The 18,132-nt window shown below is 35.6% G+C and carries 16 protein-coding genes; 11 read left to right on the top strand and 5 right to left on the bottom strand.

The features are described from left to right. Positions 1-110 precede the first annotated feature (110 nt). The 6 genes from AC07XU_RS08170 to AC07XU_RS08145 all read left to right on the top strand — a co-directional run bounded on the left by AC07XU_RS08170 (position 111) and on the right by AC07XU_RS08145 (position 8,900). A complete protein-coding gene (locus tag AC07XU_RS08170) occupies positions 111-1,418 on the top strand; it encodes a Gfo/Idh/MocA family protein (protein WP_494943149.1) in 1,308 nt (435 codons plus the stop codon). Between the two features lie 134 nt (positions 1,419-1,552). Continuing rightward, a complete protein-coding gene (locus AC07XU_RS08165; protein WP_494943148.1) occupies positions 1,553-2,347 on the top strand; it encodes a thymidylate synthase in 795 nt (264 codons plus the stop codon). Positions 2,348-2,453: 106 nt separating this feature from the next. Continuing rightward, entirely contained in the window at positions 2,454-2,942 is a 489-nt protein-coding gene (locus AC07XU_RS08160; protein WP_494943147.1) for a dihydrofolate reductase, read from the top strand. Between the two features lie 108 nt (positions 2,943-3,050). Continuing rightward, positions 3,051-6,008 (top strand): protein translocase subunit SecDF, encoded by a 2,958-nt coding sequence (gene secDF / locus AC07XU_RS08155; RefSeq protein WP_494943146.1) that lies wholly within the window; start codon positions 3,051-3,053, stop codon positions 6,006-6,008. A gap of 585 nt (positions 6,009-6,593) precedes the next feature. Further along, a complete protein-coding gene (locus AC07XU_RS08150) occupies positions 6,594-7,940 on the top strand; it encodes an NAD(P)/FAD-dependent oxidoreductase (protein ID WP_494943145.1) in 1,347 nt (448 codons plus the stop codon). A 108-nt stretch (positions 7,941-8,048) separates the two neighbouring features. Next, positions 8,049-8,900 carry a hydroxymethylglutaryl-CoA lyase gene (locus AC07XU_RS08145; protein WP_494943144.1) on the top strand — a complete coding sequence of 284 codons (852 nt, stop codon included), beginning with the start codon at positions 8,049-8,051 and terminating at the stop codon, positions 8,898-8,900. A 360-nt stretch (positions 8,901-9,260) separates the two neighbouring features. On the opposite strand, the gene AC07XU_RS08140 is transcribed toward AC07XU_RS08145, so the two are convergent. The 3 genes from AC07XU_RS08140 to fbaA form a co-directional block, all read right to left on the bottom strand. Next, positions 9,261-9,686, bottom strand: coding sequence for a GNAT family N-acetyltransferase (locus tag AC07XU_RS08140; protein WP_494943143.1), 426 nt, complete (start codon positions 9,684-9,686; stop codon positions 9,261-9,263). Beyond that, positions 9,652-10,161, bottom strand: coding sequence for a low affinity iron permease family protein (locus AC07XU_RS08135; RefSeq protein WP_494943142.1), 510 nt, complete (start codon positions 10,159-10,161; stop codon positions 9,652-9,654). Before AC07XU_RS08135 ends, AC07XU_RS08140 begins: the two co-directional genes overlap by 35 nt. A gap of 391 nt (positions 10,162-10,552) precedes the next feature. Continuing rightward, entirely contained in the window at positions 10,553-11,632 is a 1,080-nt protein-coding gene (gene fbaA / locus AC07XU_RS08130; protein WP_494943141.1) for a class II fructose-bisphosphate aldolase, read from the bottom strand. A 185-nt stretch (positions 11,633-11,817) separates the two neighbouring features. Between fbaA and accD the strand changes: the two genes are divergently transcribed. The 4 genes from accD (at position 11,818) to AC07XU_RS08110 (ending at position 14,581) form a co-directional block, all read left to right on the top strand. Then, positions 11,818-12,663: an acetyl-CoA carboxylase, carboxyltransferase subunit beta gene (gene accD / locus AC07XU_RS08125; protein ID WP_494943140.1), complete on the top strand. Its 846-nt coding sequence runs from the start codon at positions 11,818-11,820 to the stop codon at positions 12,661-12,663. A gap of 215 nt (positions 12,664-12,878) precedes the next feature. After that, on the top strand, positions 12,879-13,607 hold the full coding sequence (locus AC07XU_RS08120; RefSeq protein WP_494943139.1) for an N-acetylmuramoyl-L-alanine amidase: 729 nt from the start codon (positions 12,879-12,881) through the stop codon (positions 13,605-13,607). A gap of 110 nt (positions 13,608-13,717) precedes the next feature. Beyond that, positions 13,718-14,176 (top strand): YciI family protein, encoded by a 459-nt coding sequence (locus AC07XU_RS08115; protein WP_494943138.1) that lies wholly within the window; start codon positions 13,718-13,720, stop codon positions 14,174-14,176. 45 nt (positions 14,177-14,221) lie between these two features. Further along, on the top strand, positions 14,222-14,581 hold the full coding sequence (locus AC07XU_RS08110; RefSeq protein WP_494943137.1) for a DUF6122 family protein: 360 nt from the start codon (positions 14,222-14,224) through the stop codon (positions 14,579-14,581). Between the two features lie 179 nt (positions 14,582-14,760). Here the strand turns inward: AC07XU_RS08110 and AC07XU_RS08105 are convergent, their stop codons facing one another. Both AC07XU_RS08105 and AC07XU_RS08100 read right to left on the bottom strand, forming a co-directional pair. Further along, positions 14,761-15,765 carry a cytochrome d ubiquinol oxidase subunit II gene (locus tag AC07XU_RS08105; protein ID WP_494943136.1) on the bottom strand — a complete coding sequence of 335 codons (1,005 nt, stop codon included), beginning with the start codon at positions 15,763-15,765 and terminating at the stop codon, positions 14,761-14,763. A gap of 1 nt (position 15,766) precedes the next feature. Further along, on the bottom strand, positions 15,767-17,104 hold the full coding sequence (locus AC07XU_RS08100) for a cytochrome ubiquinol oxidase subunit I (protein WP_494943135.1): 1,338 nt from the start codon (positions 17,102-17,104) through the stop codon (positions 15,767-15,769). Between the two features lie 590 nt (positions 17,105-17,694). Between AC07XU_RS08100 and AC07XU_RS08095 the strand changes: the two genes are divergently transcribed. Beyond that, on the top strand, positions 17,695-18,063 hold the full coding sequence (locus AC07XU_RS08095; protein ID WP_494943134.1) for a transposase: 369 nt from the start codon (positions 17,695-17,697) through the stop codon (positions 18,061-18,063). The last annotated feature ends 69 nt before the right edge of the window (positions 18,064-18,132 follow it).

The raw sequence follows: 18,132 nt of genomic DNA, 5'->3' as shown, positions 1-18,132 counted from the left end.
AGAAAGATTTCATCGAACTTGAAGACTACTATTTTAATCAAATGCAATATATTAATTTATTAATGATCTTTTATTTTGCTTCACCATTCATAAACGTAACCTGAAAATATATGAAACGCAGAAACTTTATTCAATCAACTACAGTTCTTTTAGCAGGTTCTGGTTTATCTTCATTTGCTCCGCTTAACTTATTCGCCAATAACATAGTTGATAAAATTCGCTTTGGTGTGATTGGCGTAAACGGCATGGGCTGGTCTAATTTAAACGCTTTACTAAAAGATCCACGAGCAGAATGTTTAGCATTGTGTGATGTTGACCAAAATGTATTGAAGAAAAGAACTGAAGAATTGGCAAGGCGCAACGTTAATGTAATTGCAGTTACCAATTATCAAGAACTATTAACTAACAAAAATATAGATGCAATTGTAATTGGCACACCAGACCATTGGCATTGTAAAATTATGATTGATGCCCTAGCTGCAGGCAAAGATGTTTATGTAGAAAAACCTGCTGGAAATTCTATACATGAGTGTAACTTAATGGTCGCTGCTCAAAAAAAGTATAATAAAGTTGTACAGGTTGGCCAATGGCAAAGAAGTCAAAAACATTTTGCAGATGCGATGGACTATGTTCATTCTGGCAAATTAGGCAATGTACGTTTGGTAAAAGCTTGGGCATACCAAGGATGGATGAAAGCCACTCCAATTGTACCAGACAGTGCAGTACCTGAAGGTGTAGATTACAAAGCATGGCTTGGACCAGCAGTTAGCCGACCTTTTAATAGAAATCGTTTTCATTTTAATTTTAGATGGTATTGGGATTATGCTGGTGGTTTAATGACAGATTGGGGTGTACATATGATTGATTTTGCCATGCTTGGCATGAAAGCTGAAACGCCAATTAGTATTGTTGCATCTGGAGGAAAATTTGCAAACCCTGATGATGCATCTGAAACACCAGATACTTTGACAGCAATTTATCAGTTTAAAGATTTTAATTTGCAGTGGGAACATGCAACGGGAATTAATGGAGGGCCTTACAGTAGAGATCACGGCGTGGCTTTTATCGGAAACAATGGAACTTTGATTGTAAACAGACGAGGCTGGGAAGTTATACCCGAAAGAGAAAGTGGAAAAGATAAAATTGACCGCGTAGAATTTCAAAAATCTGTTGATAATGGTTTGGAAAAACACGCTGCTAACTTTTTAGATGTGGTACAATCAAGAAAACTTGAAAACCTAAATGCATCAATTGAAGTTGGATCACACATCGCAAAAATTTGCCAAATGGGAAACATTGCTTACAGGCTTGGTAAAAAAATATATTGGGATGCAGAAAAAAACAAATTTACTGATAGCGAGGCTAACAAACATCTTGCGGCTGAATATCATAATGGCTACAAAATACCAAGCATTTAATTCTTTTTAACAGAGTTGATATTTCTGGTTGGTTAGCAAAATCCAGATTGTGGAAAAACCAAATACCTAAAGACTGTTTAAATTTATAGTTTTGCATTAGAACATTTAAGCATCGCCATTGGCGGATTTGTGATATGAAACAATATTTAGATTTAATGCAACATGTGCTAGATCATGGCGCTCAAAAGCACGATAGAACTGGTACAGGAACAATTAGTGTATTTGGCTACCAGATGAGGTTTAATTTGGCTGAAGGTTTCCCTATGGTTACCACTAAAAAATTGCACCTAAAATCTATCATACACGAGCTCATTTGGTTTTTAAGTGGCGATACAAACATCAAATATTTAAAAGAAAATGGCGTACGTATTTGGGATGAATGGGCTGATGAAAATGGAGATTTAGGTCCCGTTTATGGCTCACAATGGCGTAGTTGGCCAAAACCAAATGGCGAATCTATTGATCAGATCACCCAAATCATCAATACCATTAAGAGCAATCCAGATTCGAGAAGAATCATTGTTTCTGCATGGAACGTTGCTGAGGTTGAAAATATGGCTTTGCCTCCATGTCACGCATTTTTTCAGTTTTACGTAGCCGATGGAAAATTAAGCTGTCAATTATACCAGCGTAGTGCGGATATATTTTTAGGTGTACCTTTTAATATTGCATCTTATGCGCTTTTAACAATGATGGTAGCTCAAGTATGCGGTTTAGAATATGGGGATTTTGTGCATACGCTTGGCGATGCGCATTTGTACAATAACCACATCGAACAAGCAAACTTACAATTGAGCAGAGATACCAGACCTCTACCCACTATGAAAATTAACCCTGAAGTAAAAGATATATTTGACTTTAAATTTGAAGATTTTACTTTAGAGAATTACGATCCGCATCCACATATTAAGGGGATAGTGGCGGTGTAGTGAGAGTCGTCATTGCGAGGTACGAAGCAATATCCTTCTATAAAAAGCTTTAAGATTACTCCGTAAATCGCAATGACGCAATGTGCCTTTTAGAACTAATGAACTAATGAACCAAATATCCATCGTAGTAGCCGTATCAGAAAACAATGCCATTGGTAAGAACAATCAATTACTTTGGCATTTACCGGCAGATTTAAAGCATTTTAAAGAAATCACCTCGGGCAATACCATCATTATGGGTCGCAAAACCTACGACTCGATCGGTAGACCATTACCCAACAGAAGAAACATTGTAATTACCAGATCTACTGAACTCCAAATACCAAACGTAGAAGTTGTAAATACATTAGAAGCAGCATTATCGCTTTGCCAAAATGAAAATGAAGTTTTTATAATTGGTGGTGCGGAGATCTATAAATACGCACTTCCTCTCGCCAATAAGATTTATTTAACTACCGTTCATCAAACCTACGAAGCGGATGTCTTTTTTCCTGAGTTAAATAGAGAAGAATGGAAAGAGATTAACAAAGAATATCATCCTGCAGATGAAAAAAATAGTGTAGCTTACACTTTTTCTACGTTGGAACGCATATAATTCAACTTCCTTAATAAAAGTAAAATAACAAGTCCTATTATTTAAAAAAATAATTAGATTTGCCGACTTGTTTAAAAACAGCAAATAAGAAATAATACATAACAAAAAATGCAAGGTAAAGGTTTTATTAAATTTATGGCAATACTTTTAGGTATTGTCTGTCTGTATTCGTTATCATTTAATTTGGTTACGTATAACGTAGAAAAAGACGCGAAAGCGTTTGCCAAAGGCGATGCCGTTAAAGAAAAAGCTTACTTAGATTCGATGGCTAATGAGCCTGTTTATCCACTATTAGGCTTAACATACCAACAAGTAAAAGGTAAAGAAATTAACCTTGGACTAGATTTAAAAGGTGGTATGAACGTTACTATGGAGATTTCTTTAGCTGAGCTAACTAAATCTTTAGCTAACAATACAGCCGATGCTACTTTTAACCAGGCATTGCAAAATGCTCAAGTGCAAATGAATGCTGGTGGTAAAGATTACATCTCATTATTTGTTAGTGAATACGAAAAACTTGCACCTAACGGAAAATTAGCTGATTTTTTCGCTAATCAAGACAACACTGCTTTGTTAAAAGCCAATGCAAGCAATGCAGAGGTAAAAAGCTATTTGTCTAAAGAAGCTACAAGTGCTATTGATCGTTCTTTTGTAATCTTACGTAGTCGTATCGATGGTTTCGGTATGGTTAGTCCGAACATGCAAAAACAAGAAGGTTCTAACAGAATTTTCATCGAAATGCCAGGTGTACAAGATAAAGAACGTGTTCGTAAATTATTACAAGGTTCTGCAGAATTACAATTTTGGCAAGTTTACCAAAACGAAGAAGTTGTTGGTATTTTAGAAAACATTAATAAAACCTTAGCCGTAACTGTAAAAGATACTGTTGCTACAACTGCAACTGTTGCCGCAGATACTACAAAGGCTGCTGGTGGCAAATTAGCTGATATTGTTAAAGGCAATAAAACAAAAGATACTTCATCTACTGCTTTAGCTGCAGAAGCTGCTAAGAAAAATCCTCTATATGCTGTTTTAAGTATCCCTACTTACCAAGCAGAAAATGGCCAACAAGCTTTACGCCCAGGACCAGTTGTTGGTTGGGTGTTACAAAAAGATACAGCTAAAGTAAATGCTTACTTCGCCAGACCAGATGTAAAATCATTAATTCCGGGTACGCTTAAATTTATGTGGAGTGTTAAACCGATGGATAAATCAAAGGTTTTTGAACTTTACGCAATCAAAGTAACTTCTTTAGATGGCAAACCAGATTTAGGTGGCGAATCAGTAGCTAATGCTCGTAACACATTTGATCAGAACAACAACCCAGAAGTTACCATGTACATGACTTCTGAAGGTGCTACCAAATGGAAAAAAGTAACTGCTGATGCATCTGCTGATCCAAACAATAAAAAAGCGATTGCAATTGTATTAGATAATTCAGTTTACTCAGCTCCTACAGTACAAAACGAAATTCCTAATGGTGTTTCTTCAATTTCAGGAAGCTTTACTCCAGAAGACACAAAAGATTTAGCAAATATTTTAAAAGCAGGTAAGTTACCAGCTCCAGCAAAAATCGTTTCAGATTATGTAGTCGGTCCTTCATTAGGTCAACAAGCAATTGATAGTGGTTTAGCATCATTTGTTATTGCATTTGCTGTTATTTTAGCGTTTATGGCGCTTTACTATAACAAAGCAGGTTGGGTTGCTAATATTGCATTGGTAATAAACTTATTCTTTATCATGGGTGTATTAGCAGCATTTGGTGCTGTATTAACATTACCTGGTATTGCTGGTATCGTGTTAACCATTGGTTTATCCGTTGATGCGAACATTCTGATATTTGAGCGTGTTCGAGAGGAGCTTGCCTTGGGTAAAAATACGGCAACTGCTATTAAAGAAGGTTTTAAACATGCAATGTCGTCTATCATCGACTCAAACGTAACGCTATTTATTTTAGGTGGTATTTTAGCAGTGTTTGGTACCGGACCAGTACGTGGTTTCGCTGTAACACTTTGTGTGGGTGTAATTACATCGTTCTTTGCAGCTGTATTAATTTCTAGAGTAATTTTCGAATCAATGTTAAGTAGAAAAGCTAACATCTCTTTCGATAATAGTGTAACTAGAAATGCATTTAAAAATATTGCTTTCAACTTTGTTGGTCGTAGAAAATTATATTACATGATTTCTGCAGCAATTATTGTTTTAGGTGTAATTTTTTATATCAAAAATGATGGTTTACACTTAGGTGTTGATTTTAAAGGCGGAAGAACTTACATGGTTACTTTCGATAAGCAAATGAATACTGCAGAAGTTGCAGAAAAATTATCTGCTAATTTTGAAGGTGAAGAGGCTTTAGTTAAAACTGCTGGAACAGACAATGCTTTAAAAATAACTACTCCTTGGCAAATTAACGATCCTAATGCAGATAAAACTGTTGAAACAGCTTTAAGAAAAGGCTTAGGTGAATTAGGTGCTAAATATGAGATTGAAAGTTCTCAAAAAGTAACGCCAACTATTGCAAATGATATTATTTACGGAGCATATGGAGCAATTTTGTTCTCTTGTTTGGTAATGTTTATCTATATTTTGGTTCGTTTCCGTAAATGGCAATATGGTTTAGGTGCGGTTATCGCATTATTCCATGATGTGGCGTTGGTGTTATCATTCTATACTATTTTAGATGGTGTTTTACCTTTCCCATTAGAAATTGGACAAGATTTTATTGCAGCTATTTTAACGGTAATGGGTTACACCATGACAGAAACAGTTGTTGTATTTGACCGTATCCGTGAGCGTTTGGCAGAAAAAGGAAAAGAAGATGTTTATGGTGCAGAACGCGATACTTTAATCAACTTCGCATTGAACAGTACTTTAAGTCGTACAATTTTAACTTCATTAACAGTATTCTTCGTACTAATTGTAATTTTCATTTTCGGTGGAGATAGCATTAGAGGATTTATTTTCGCCTTATTAATCGGACGTATCATTGGTACATATTCTTCATTGTGTATCTCTACTCCAATTGTAATCGATTTATCTAAAAACGAAGCAAATAAAAAAGCTTAGTTAATTTAAACGATATCAAAAATTTAAGGGTTTCGATTTTTCGGAACCCTTTTTTTTGTGGCCTCACCCCGTGAAAGGTTAGGGCTTGCATGCTGTCTGTCAAGCCCCTCTCCTCAAAGAGAGGGAAACGAAGGAACTAAGTTTAACTACTAACTTTAAAAGGGTGAGGTGTAAAATAATGTCAGCATTTCATCGGATACTCCTGCCCCGCTTTCCTTACTGCCATGAAAAATGGCATTCATCCAATCGGGTTTAAACAACAAAGCAAGCATTTCATATCAGCTTCTTGCCCCTCATGTTAAGCTAATCATACGTACAAAAATCTCTTGGTGTTCTTTGTGCCTTTGTGGTTAAATGCTCTTATTCTTATACCTTTTGCCAGAACTAAAGCCCCAAAAGAACTACTGCCTTTGTAATATAAACCCGATTAAAAAGCGGGGCTGAAAAAGCCAAAAGCACTGACATAGTTTTTCAAAAAAAAATTAAACTTCTGCTTTATCATTACATCAATTGGTTTTACATTTATTCAATTTATAACTTGCTATATTTGACAAACTATTTGATAGGCTGAATAGTTTATTTACTATGGAAAACAAAAGACAAAGAATTGTAATTGTTGGCGGTGGTTTTGGCGGGATAGAATTGGCAAAAAAATTAAGAAATAAAGAGGTTGATGTAACTATCCTCGACAAACATAATTATCATACGTTTCAACCATTATTGTATCAAGTTGCAACTGGGGGTTTAGAAGCAGACTCGATTGCTTTTCCCATCAGAAAAATTTTTAAAGGGCAAAAAAACCTGACTTTTAGGGTTACGGAGGTTAAAAAAGTTATTCCAGAGCAAAATAAACTAATTACAACCATCGGTGAAATTGAATACGATCATTTGGTAATTGCCACAGGATCTACAAGTAACTTTTTCGGGCAAGATGAAATTCAGCAAAATGCCATGCCAATGAAGTCTATACCCGAGGCTTTAAATTTAAGAAGTTTAATTCTGCAGAATTTAGAGCAATCGTTAATTACCACAGACCCAACCACCAAAGCAGAATTGTTAAATTTTGTAGTTGTAGGCGGTGGCCCAACAGGTGTAGAAACTGCCGGTGCTTTGGCCGAGTTGAAGCGCCATGTGTTAAAAAATGATTATTCGGAAATAGACATTGATCAAGTAAATATTTATCTAATTGAAGGCTCTCCAGAGTTATTAGGACCAATGTCGCCACAAGCGCAACAAAAATCTCAACAGTTTTTAGAAGAAATGGGCGTTTTGGTTTATACCAATGCAAGGGTTAAAAGTTACAATGGCAAAACGATTGAACTACTTGATGGCAGAAATATTTCTTCGGCAACTGTAATTTGGAGTGCGGGTGTTAAAGGGGTAGTATTAGATGGTTTAAATCCAGAATGTACGGTTAGAGGCAATCGTTTAAAAGTAGATCAAATTAATAAAGTAGAGTGCTATCAAAATATTTACGCAGTTGGAGATGTTGCGGCGATGATTACAGAAGAAACTCCAAACGGACATCCAGGTGTAGCACCAGCTGCCATACAACAAGGAACACTATTAGCTAAAAATCTGCTAAACATTATTGAGGGTAAACCAACAGAGAACTTTAAATACTTTGATAAAGGATCTATGGCCACAGTTGGAAGAAATAGAGCTGTGGTTGATATCGGCAAAATCCGTTTTCAGGGTATTTTTGCATGGTTTACCTGGATGTTTGTGCATTTAATGACTTTAGTAGGCTTTAGAAACAAGTTAATTGTATTTGTAAATTGGGTATGGAGTTATTTTAGTTATGATAGAGGCACCAGATTAATTATCAGACCATTTATTAAAGGCGAAAAATGGAAAGCGATTAATAATTTGCAGTCTGAAAGTGTAGCTAGCCCGGAAGTTGGAAAGACGGAAAGTTCTATAGTTCATTAGTCATTTGGTCTTTGGTTCATTAGTTCATTAGTTCATTGGTCGCTAGTTTAGGAACATAAACTAAGTCTCACATCTCATATCTAACTTCTCAAATCTTATATCTTAAAAATGAAACTCATAGAATGTCCACGTGATGCCATGCAAGGTTTGCATGATTTTATTTCAACGGATTTAAAAGCAGAATACATTAACTTGCTATTACAAGTTGGTTTTGACACGATTGATTTTGGCAGTTTTGTATCTCCAAAAGCTATTCCGCAACTGCGAGATACAAAAGAAGTTTTAGCGAAATTAGATATAAGTAATACAAGCACTAGACTACTAGCCATTGTAGCTAATTTAAGAGGCGTAGAAGAAGCTGTGAAGCATAAAGAGATCAATTACCTTGGTTTTCCGTTTTCAATCTCAGAAACATTTCAGCAACGCAATACAAATTCGAGTATCTCTCAATCTTTAACCACTGTTGAAGAAATGCTGAACTTATGCGATCAACATCAAAAAACAGCGGTGGTTTATTTATCAATGGGATTTGGTAACCCGTATGGAGATGAATGGAATATAGAGATCGTAGAAAAATGGGCTGATGAATTGGTAAACAGAGGCGTGAAAATTCTCTCGTTAGCCGATACAACAGGTGTATCAACTCCCGAGAAGATCAAAACCATTTTACCTGTGCTAATTGCAAAATTTAAGCAAACTGAAATTGGCATACATTTACATAGCACACCTTCTACTCGTTTAGAAAAAATTGAGGCTGCTTACGAGGCTGGTTGCAAACGCTTTGACAGCGCTTTAAAAGGTTTTGGCGGTTGCCCAATGGCCACTGACGATCTGACTGGAAATATGGCTACAGAAGATTTGATTGCATTTTTGCAGGCCAAAGGCGAAGATTTAAATTTGAATATGAATAAATGGAATGAGGCAATGGCATTGTCTGCTAAAGTTTTTGCTGGCAATTGATTTAACCACAGATTGACACTGATAAACACAGATTTTAGTTGATGCGGATGAGAGTTTTTAAAATTACGCTAGCAATTATTTTATTATTAATCGCGTTATTTTGTTTTGCATTTTATGGCGCAGGTAATCGTGGTCATTTTATGTTTAGACCACATATGCTAGAAGATTGGTTAATTTGGGGTACCTGTTTAGTATGCTTTGTTTTGGGAGTTTTAATACTATATAATCAGCTAAAATCTTAATTCCTAACTCTACTTTAGCTTCAATTAGTCCAACTAGAGATTGACACAGCTAAACACAGATTTCTATTCCCTCTTATCTGTGTTCATCCTTTTAATCTGTGGTTAAGTTTTAAGCCCCTTAAACCTTCTTCACCATTTTAAAATGCTGTATACCCGCCTCCTCAAATTGCTCCCCTTCGGCAACAAAACCGAATTTTGCATATAAGCCCATAGCATCTAGTTGTGCATTCAAATAAATATAATGCGCATCAGAAGGTAAATCAGCTAAAACGGTGGCAATCATTGCTCTGCCTACCCCACAACCCCTAAACTCTTTCAGTACCGCAAAACGTTCTAGCTTATATCCGGCATCGGTTTTGCGCCAGCGACATGCACCACATGGTTGATGGTCTGATAAAGCTAGAAAGTGATGCGAAACATCTTCATTCTCATACTCAAGCTCTGGCGGACAACCCTGTTCATCAACAAAAACAATTTTGCGTATAGCAAAAACCTTTTCTAATTCTTCTTTAGTGAGTGCCTTGTGTACCAATAGTGCGTCCATGATTTTTATGTTTTTTATAGGGTTTAGTAGATTTTGTTTTTTCTAAATTTAGTTCTTTTGCCGCATCTATAGAGTGCGAATAATGAATATCTGTTTCCTTTTTTGCCAAGCGAGACAAAGTAACATAAAATTTGTGTAGCTGGTCTAACTCCTCTTCGGTTAAATCTTCAATATCAACCATTCTATTACTTGCATGGTCATGTGCAGCAATCAATTCGTTTAACTTTAATTGAATGGCTTTGCCGTCTTTATTTTGTGCTTTTTGAATTAAAAATACCATCAAAAATGTAATTATCGTTGTACCTGTATTGATAACCAATTGCCAAGTTTCTGAGTAATTAAACAGTGGCCCTGTAACCGCCCATAAAAACACAATTGCGGCAGCGCCAATAAATGCTGGAGAGCTTCCGGTAAATTTAGTAGCAGCGTTGGCAAATCTTTCAAATAAACCCATATTTTTTTGCTTTGTTTCCATAAATCACAAAATTTTAACTAATAGCTAATTTCTGCAATTAAAACGTCAATAATCATATTATCAATTAAAATAAATAAAGATTTTTTGCAGCGCAAGGCAATTGCTATTCAATAAATCCGTTCCCGTGTTTCGCTCTTACACTTCGCTGCGTAGCAAAAGCTACTTGCTGCAGGGTAAACGCTTCACCCGGGGCTAAAAACTAAGCAAATGCTCTTCGGGCAGGTTGCTACCGGACTATCAAACCTTGGCGATATTCTTTATGCAAGCAACACCCCAAAATTTCGCAAACAGTTGCTACCTAATATTGCAAACCCTGAAATAAATCCGTGGTAACGAAACAAAAAAAGCGCCCTGAATTTCAGAGCGCTTTATAATTTATATTAATTGTTCGTTACAATTTATCGTTTGCGTTAATGCAATTCAAATCTTCAAAAGCACCTGTTAAACGCTTAACAAACTCTTCTTCGCCTTTACGTAACCAAACACGTGGATCATAATATTTCTTATTTGGTTTATCATCGCCATCTGGATTACCAATTTGACCTTGCAAGAAAGCTTCATTAGTTTTGTAATAATCCAAAATTCCTTGCCAAAATGCCCATTGCATATCGGTATCGATGTTCATTTTAATTGCACCGTAAGAAATAGCTTCTCTAATTTCTTCTTGCGATGAACCAGAACCACCATGGAAAACAAAATTAATTGGTTTCTCTGCAGTTAAGGCATATTTTTCTTTAATAAAATCTTGAGAATTTTTTAAGATGATTGGTTGCAATTTAACATTACCTGGTTTGTAAACACCATGTACATTACCAAAAGCTGCAGCAATAGTAAAACGGTCGCTAACTTTACTTAACTCATCATAAGCATAAGCAACTTCACTTGGCTGCGTGTATAATTTAGAACTATCTACATCAGTATTATCTACACCATCTTCCTCTCCACCAGTTACGCCCAATTCAATTTCAATAGTCATGCCCATTTTGTCCATGCGTTTAAAATATTCTACGCAAACTTCCATGTTCTCTTCTAAAGATTCTTCAGAAAGATCTAACATGTGCGATGAAAACAATGGTTTACCAGTTTCTGCGAAGAATTTTTCACCATGTGTTAACAATCCATCAATCCATGGCAATAACTTTTTTGCAGCATGGTCTGTGTGTAAAACCACAGCCACACCGTAATGCTCTGCTAATAAATGAACATGTTTAGCTGCAGAAACTGCACCTAAAACGCAAGCATTTAAATTATCGTTATTTAAAGTTTTACCTGCGTAAAACTGTGCTCCGCCGTTAGAAAGTTGAATCATAACAGGAGAATTTACTGCTCTTGCAGTTTCCATTACCGCATTTATGGTGTTGGTTCCTGTAACATTTACCGCTGGTAATGCAAATTGATGTTTTTTAGCCTGCTCAAATAATTCTTGAACGGCTGCTCCGTAAATTACGCCTTTATAGCCTTTTAAACTCATTTCTATTTAAATTTGATATTTCGAAGTTATAAAAAAAATCGACAAAAACATCATTTTTTACCTAAGTGTATTTTTTACAATAACCTATAGCTAAAGTTGTGCTTTTTGTTAAACACTTAGAGAAAAACACGTACTATAGTTTAAAAAAAATTCGTTTCTTTGTACTCGCAATTTTAAAACATAACATGAGTTGGTTTAAGAGAGAAAAAAAAGGTATTAGTACCACAACAGAAGAAAAGAAAGAAGCACCAGATGGTTTGTGGAACAAGTGTCCTAATTGTAAAAAGGCCTTGCACAGTGCAGATTTAACTGAAAACAAATATGTTTGTCAGTACTGCGATTACCATTTAAGAATAGGTTCTAAAGAATATTTTCAAGTTCTTTTCGACAATAACGAGTATACCGAATTGTTTGCCAACCTTACTTCTGGCGATCCATTACAATTTAACGATAACAAACCTTACACCGAGCGTATTGTAGAAAGTCAGGCTAAAACTGGCTTAAAAGATGCAATTAGAGCTGCTCACGGTAAAGTAGATGGACAGGAATTGATGGTTGCTTGTATGGATTTTGCTTTTATTGGAGGGTCTATGGGATCTGTTGTAGGAGAAAAAATTGCTCGCTCTATTGATTACAGCATTAAAAACAAAGTGCCATTTTTAATGATTTCTAAATCTGGTGGTGCTCGTATGATGGAAGCTGCATTTTCATTAATGCAAATGGCCAAAACATCGGCTAAATTGGCTTTATTGGCGCAGGCTAAAATCCCTTATATTTCTTTATTAACTGACCCTACTACTGGTGGTGTTACTGCATCATACGCTATGTTAGGCGATATTAATATTGCAGAACCAGGAGCTTTAATCGGCTTTGCTGGCCCACGTGTAATTAAAGAAACCATTAAAAAAGATTTACCAAAAGGTTTCCAAACTTCTGAGTTTGTGTTAGAACATGGCTTTTTAGATTTTATTGTTGATAGAAGACAGATGAAAGCTAAATTGGCGAGTTTCTTAAAGATGATGAAGAATTAGAATAGTCCGGAAGTCGGAAAAGTCTGAAAGACGGAAAATAAATGGTAAAAAAGCAGGATTTGATGTACTACGGAATGTTAATCTTGCTTTTTTTGTTAATAGAATTTTAGATACCTAAAAAGAAATTTAAGCTTGTTAGTGTTAACTTTCTAGTATCATAAACATCGAATTTTTTAAATTCAAAACTCTATCTTAGGGTATTAAAATCAATCCCTATGAAAAAAATATTCTTTTCACTTGCCTGCCTAACGCTCCTATCTAGTTTTACTTTAAAATTTTTAGAAAAGCCAAAAGTGGTGGGAGTATGGCAGCCATCGCACCAAACAGATACTGGCAAAGATTTTAGCGAAGCTGCAGTTTGCAATGGTATTGTAGAAGCTGCAATCGCTGCAAGCCCAAAACTAAAAGAATTTAAAGTTTGGAGCTTAAATGAGCCAAATCTGCATCATCCAAATGTTGGCAGTAATACGGTTGTAGAACATACATCGGCTATTATAGATGGTAAAATATCTGGCTATGCCTATGAATTAAAAAACGCCAATAAAAAGAAACCAGATGTTTTTATTTCTGTACACAATAATGGAGGCACAAAGCGACATGCCATTTGGGGTTTTATACATGATGGTGATGAATACGAAGCAGAGAATAGAGCTTTAGCGGCAAGGTTAGTTGCGGCAATAAGTGCAGTTACTGATTTAGAAAACCGAGGTGTACAATTAGATAGCTCAACCGGCAGAAACGATTATATATGCAAAGCTACTGGCAAAAGAGCTTTCTATAGTTTAGATGAGCATGTAAATACAGCTAAATATCGTGTACTTTTAGAAGTAGGTGATAATGGTGTGAGTAAAGAATTTTTAGAAAATCCAGCAAATCAGCAAAAAATGGGTAATGCTATTAAAGCAGAGTTAGCAAAATGGTTAGCGGAGAAAAACCTAATTTAAATTTGTGTATTACAATATTTTAAAGCTGAAGGTTTATCAAAAATTAAAAGCTTAACAGGGTGTAACCTAATTCTATTTGCTGAGGTCTAACTTATAAACCCAAACAAAAAATGAAAAATTTAATCCTATTTATCTTTTGCACAGCTTTATTTTTTACGGCAAAGGCCCAAAGTACAAATCCGAATTATGATGCTGAATTGGCTAAGACTTTAGGCGCTGATGATTATGGCATGAAACAATATATTTTGGTAATGCTTAAAACTGGCTCAAATACAACATCTACCAAAACAGAATATGATGATGCTTTTGCCGGACACATGGCGAATATGGGCAAATTGGTTAAAGAGAATAAGTTAATTGTGGCAGGGCCGATGGGTAAAAACGATAAAAACTATAGAGGAATTTTTATTTTAAATGTGAAAACCATTGATGAGGCAAAAGAAATTTTAGCAACCGACCCTGCAGTTAAAGCTAAATTATTAGATGCAGATTTATTCAATTGGTACGGATCTGCTGCCCTATCTGAATATTTAAAAGCTAGCGACAAAGTTCGCAAGCTAAAGTTTTAAGCTTAGCGTAATTTTTATAATTTAGCTTTTAATTGAAGTTAAATTATGGATATCAATACCCTAAAAATCATCCAAACACTTATACATTACGGTTTACACTTCGTTTTTCCGTTACTAATAGCGTATTTATTTTTTAAGGAAGATTGGAAAAAAACCTATTTGATTTTGCTCTGCACGATGCTGGTAGATTTAGATCATTTATTGGCAACCCCAATATTTGAAGCCGGGAGATGCAGCATCGGTTTTCATCCTTTGCACAGTTATTATGCTATAGCAGTTTACTTTTTATTATTACTGCAGAAGAATAAGGTGATTAGAATTATAGCCATTGGCTTGCTATTTCATATGTTTACTGACTACCAAGATTGCCGTTGGAATATATTTATCTCAGATTATGGCAGATAAATTATTTCGTTTTGTACAGTAAATTTGTTTCATAGCCCTGATTGGAATGATATCCTTTTTAGCGCTTATCCGGAGCCAAAGCGAAGGATAGCTAAAAAGATAGAATGGAAAGCAGGACTGACATTTATAGTTGTACTGCATTAGCGCTTCTAAAAAACTAATGAACCATTGAAATATAACTACTCTTCTTTCTGCTGAAATTTATAAAACAGATAACCCAGAAAAGGCAAGATTAAAAAACTCCCTAAAACTAAAGCCCATCCTAATGCTTGCACTGTTTTGAAAGGTGCAATGGTTTCATAAAGTGAAAGCGCAGATCCATTTTTTAATCGGATAAAATTTGGAAAGTGCGCATAACTAATGGCAACCAAAATCATGGTGACTTGAAAACCGGCTAAAATTCTTAAAATTTTTGTTTTGCCTTTTAGCAAGAGGTACCATAATAAAACAAGCGAAAGACTGGCTAAAATTACGGCTGTTAAACCAATTTCATTTTGAAATACCCACGTGTACAAGGGTACATCTTCAAGGTAGGCAGCTGTAAAAACCATGGCACCAAAAATTACCGCAGCCACATTCATGAACTCTGCTTTTTTGATGAAACGCTTTTGGTCCACGACTTCTTGGCTCTCTCCTATTAAGTAAATTGCCGCTAAAAAACCACAAAGTGCTACAGTAAACAGTCCTACAGCAATAGAAAACCAATTTAACCAGCCAAATACATAAGCATCTGCAAAATTATTGGCATCGCTATCTATTTTACCAGAAATTACACTACCTGCAATAATGCCCAAAAACAAGGGTGTAATAAAGCTCGAGTAGATAAAAATTTTGTTGTAAACATCTTGCATTTGGTCTTTAACGGCATCGTAATGCCTAAAAACAAAGGCTGTACCTCTTGCTATAATGCCAATTAGCATAATGGCCAACGGAATATGCAAATAAACCGACATGGTGGTGTATACTTTTGGAAAAGCAACGAACAAAATTACTACGGCAATAATGAGCCACATGTGGTTAGCTTCCCAAACCGGACCAATGGCTTGGCTCATTGTTTTACGGGTTTTACTTCGGTTTTTTCGAGAGGTAAACAATTCGATAATTCCGGCACCAAAATCTGCCCCGCCCAATAAAAAGTACAGCAAAATGGATGCACATAGGAAGATGATAATTACATAACCCATATTATTTAACTTTTAGTGAAGGTGAAACCTGAGGCTGACTGTATAATTGAGGTACCATTTTAATTTGTCGATAGAGCAAGAAAACAACAATGACATTGAGCGATGCATAAATTGCGGTAAACAAATAGAATGACCATGCGATACCTGGCATTGGTGTTACGGCATCTCTAGTTTTCATAATCCCGTAAATAATCCAAGGCTGCCTACCAACTTCTGTTACTACCCAGCCCGCTTCTAAAGCGATGTACCCAAGTGGAATAGAAATAACAAAAAGTTTGAGCAACCAACGTCTATCTAAAATTGATTTTTTGCGCAAAAGGAGTACAAAATAACCTAACGATATTAACATGAGCAACGTGCCAATACCAACCATAATTTGAAAAGCGTAATGAGTTATTGCCACCGGTGGTTGTTCATCTACAGGTATTTGATCTAACCCTTTAACCTCTGCTTTAAAATCTCCATGCGCTAAAAAGCTTAAAGCACCCGGAATTTCTATAACATGTGTTACCTTTTTATTTTTCTCATCTACAATTCCTCCAACCAATAATGGAGCAGGCTTTTGGGTTGTGTATAAAGCCTCCATTGCAGCTAATTTTGCAGGTTGCCTTTGTGCTACATCTTTTGCAGATAAATCTCCACTTAGGGGTTGCAATACCGCACAAATGGTAGCAAATATGGCTGCAATTTTGAAAGCTTTGTAATGAAAATCTGGATTTTGTTTGCGCAAAATCATTAAAGCGTGTACACCAGCAACAGCAAAACCCGTGGCAGTAAAAGCAGCCAAACACATATGCAAAGCTTGTGTAAACCATGCTTTGTTAAACATGGCCGCAATTGGGTCTATGTTTAAATATTTACCATCAACAAAATCAAACCCAGCTGGGCTGTTCATCCACGCATTTGCGGCTACAACTAAAATACCCGAAGCTAAACCACTTACACCAACTACTACGCCAGTAAACCAATGAAACCATTTGTTCAATTTATTCCACCCGTAAAGGAAGAACCCAAGTGCAATAGCCTCTATAAAGAAAGCTGTTCCCTCTAATGAAAACGGCATCCCAAATATGGGGCCAGCATGTTCCATAAATTTTGGCCAAAGTAAGCCCAACTCAAAAGATAACATTGTACCAGAAACCGCACCTGTAGCAAAAAATATGGCTACTCCTTTGCTCCAAGCCTTGGTAATGTTTTTATATACTTCATTATTGGTTTGCAACCATTTATAATGCGATACTGCCATAAAAAACGGCATTACCATACCAATACAAGCGTAAATAATGTGAAAGCCCAGAGAAAGGGCCATTTGCGAACGGGCGGCTAAAAAATCATCCATAGCAATAGCGATTTGAATTGAACAAATATACCCTATAGAATTTGGGAAATAATTAACCGTTAGTTAAATAGAAGAATTATTTTTAATATGGAACGTTTATAAATTGAAATAAAGTTTGGGAGAATAATTGAGCGTTTCATCTATCGTTTAGTGTCTCAACTACAAGAAAAACATATAAAGTAATAAATAAATATCGAGCCTACTTTCAATTCCATAGACAAGTCAGTCAACTTCTTTTGATTAGATCTCCTTAGCGCCTATCGGTTTGTCTCCCACCGACCGAAAAAATATATTTTAATTACATTTCCTTAGCGCCTATCGGTCGGTGTCTCACCGACCGAAAAAATATAAAGCGATAAGATTTTGATTATATATAACTACCTTGTGTTAGCATCCCTGCAAATTTCAACATTATGCACATTTTCCATAAAAGACAGGGACAGATGGATTTCTACAATTCATACTTCTATACAGATACCATCTGTAATTTCGCTCATCTCTTAGTTGATGACAAATTGAAAACGATAATTATTAACTCTTTACAATGTTTAGTAAAACAACAACTAGTAGAAATTAATGCGTATGTTATTATGACTAATCATATTCATTTAATATGGAATATTTTAAAACAAAATGGCAAGGAAAATCCTGCAACAAGCTTTACAAAATTCACAGCTCATCAATTCAGAAAATACCTTCTTGCAAATAATAATACACTATTAAAAGATTATTACTCTGAAAAAATGGATAGAACTTATCAATTTTGGAAAAGAGACCCTTTGGCAATACCTTTAAGTACAGAGGAAATTTTATTGCAAAAAATAGATTATATACACAATAATCCAACTTTAGAAAAGTGGGGATTATGTAAGTATCCAGAAGAGTATAGATGGAGTAGTGCAATCTTTTACAAGACTGGTATGGATGAATTTGGAATATTAAGAGATTATAGAGATTAGAACTCTTAGTTAATAAAAAATTATAGAAATAGTTTCGGTCGGTGAGACACCGACCGATAGGCAAGAGAT

The sequence above is a fragment of the Pedobacter sp. GW456-11-11-14-TSB4 genome (genome assembly GCF_059424425.1).
This window is presented reverse-complemented; position numbering and strand designations above follow the sequence as displayed.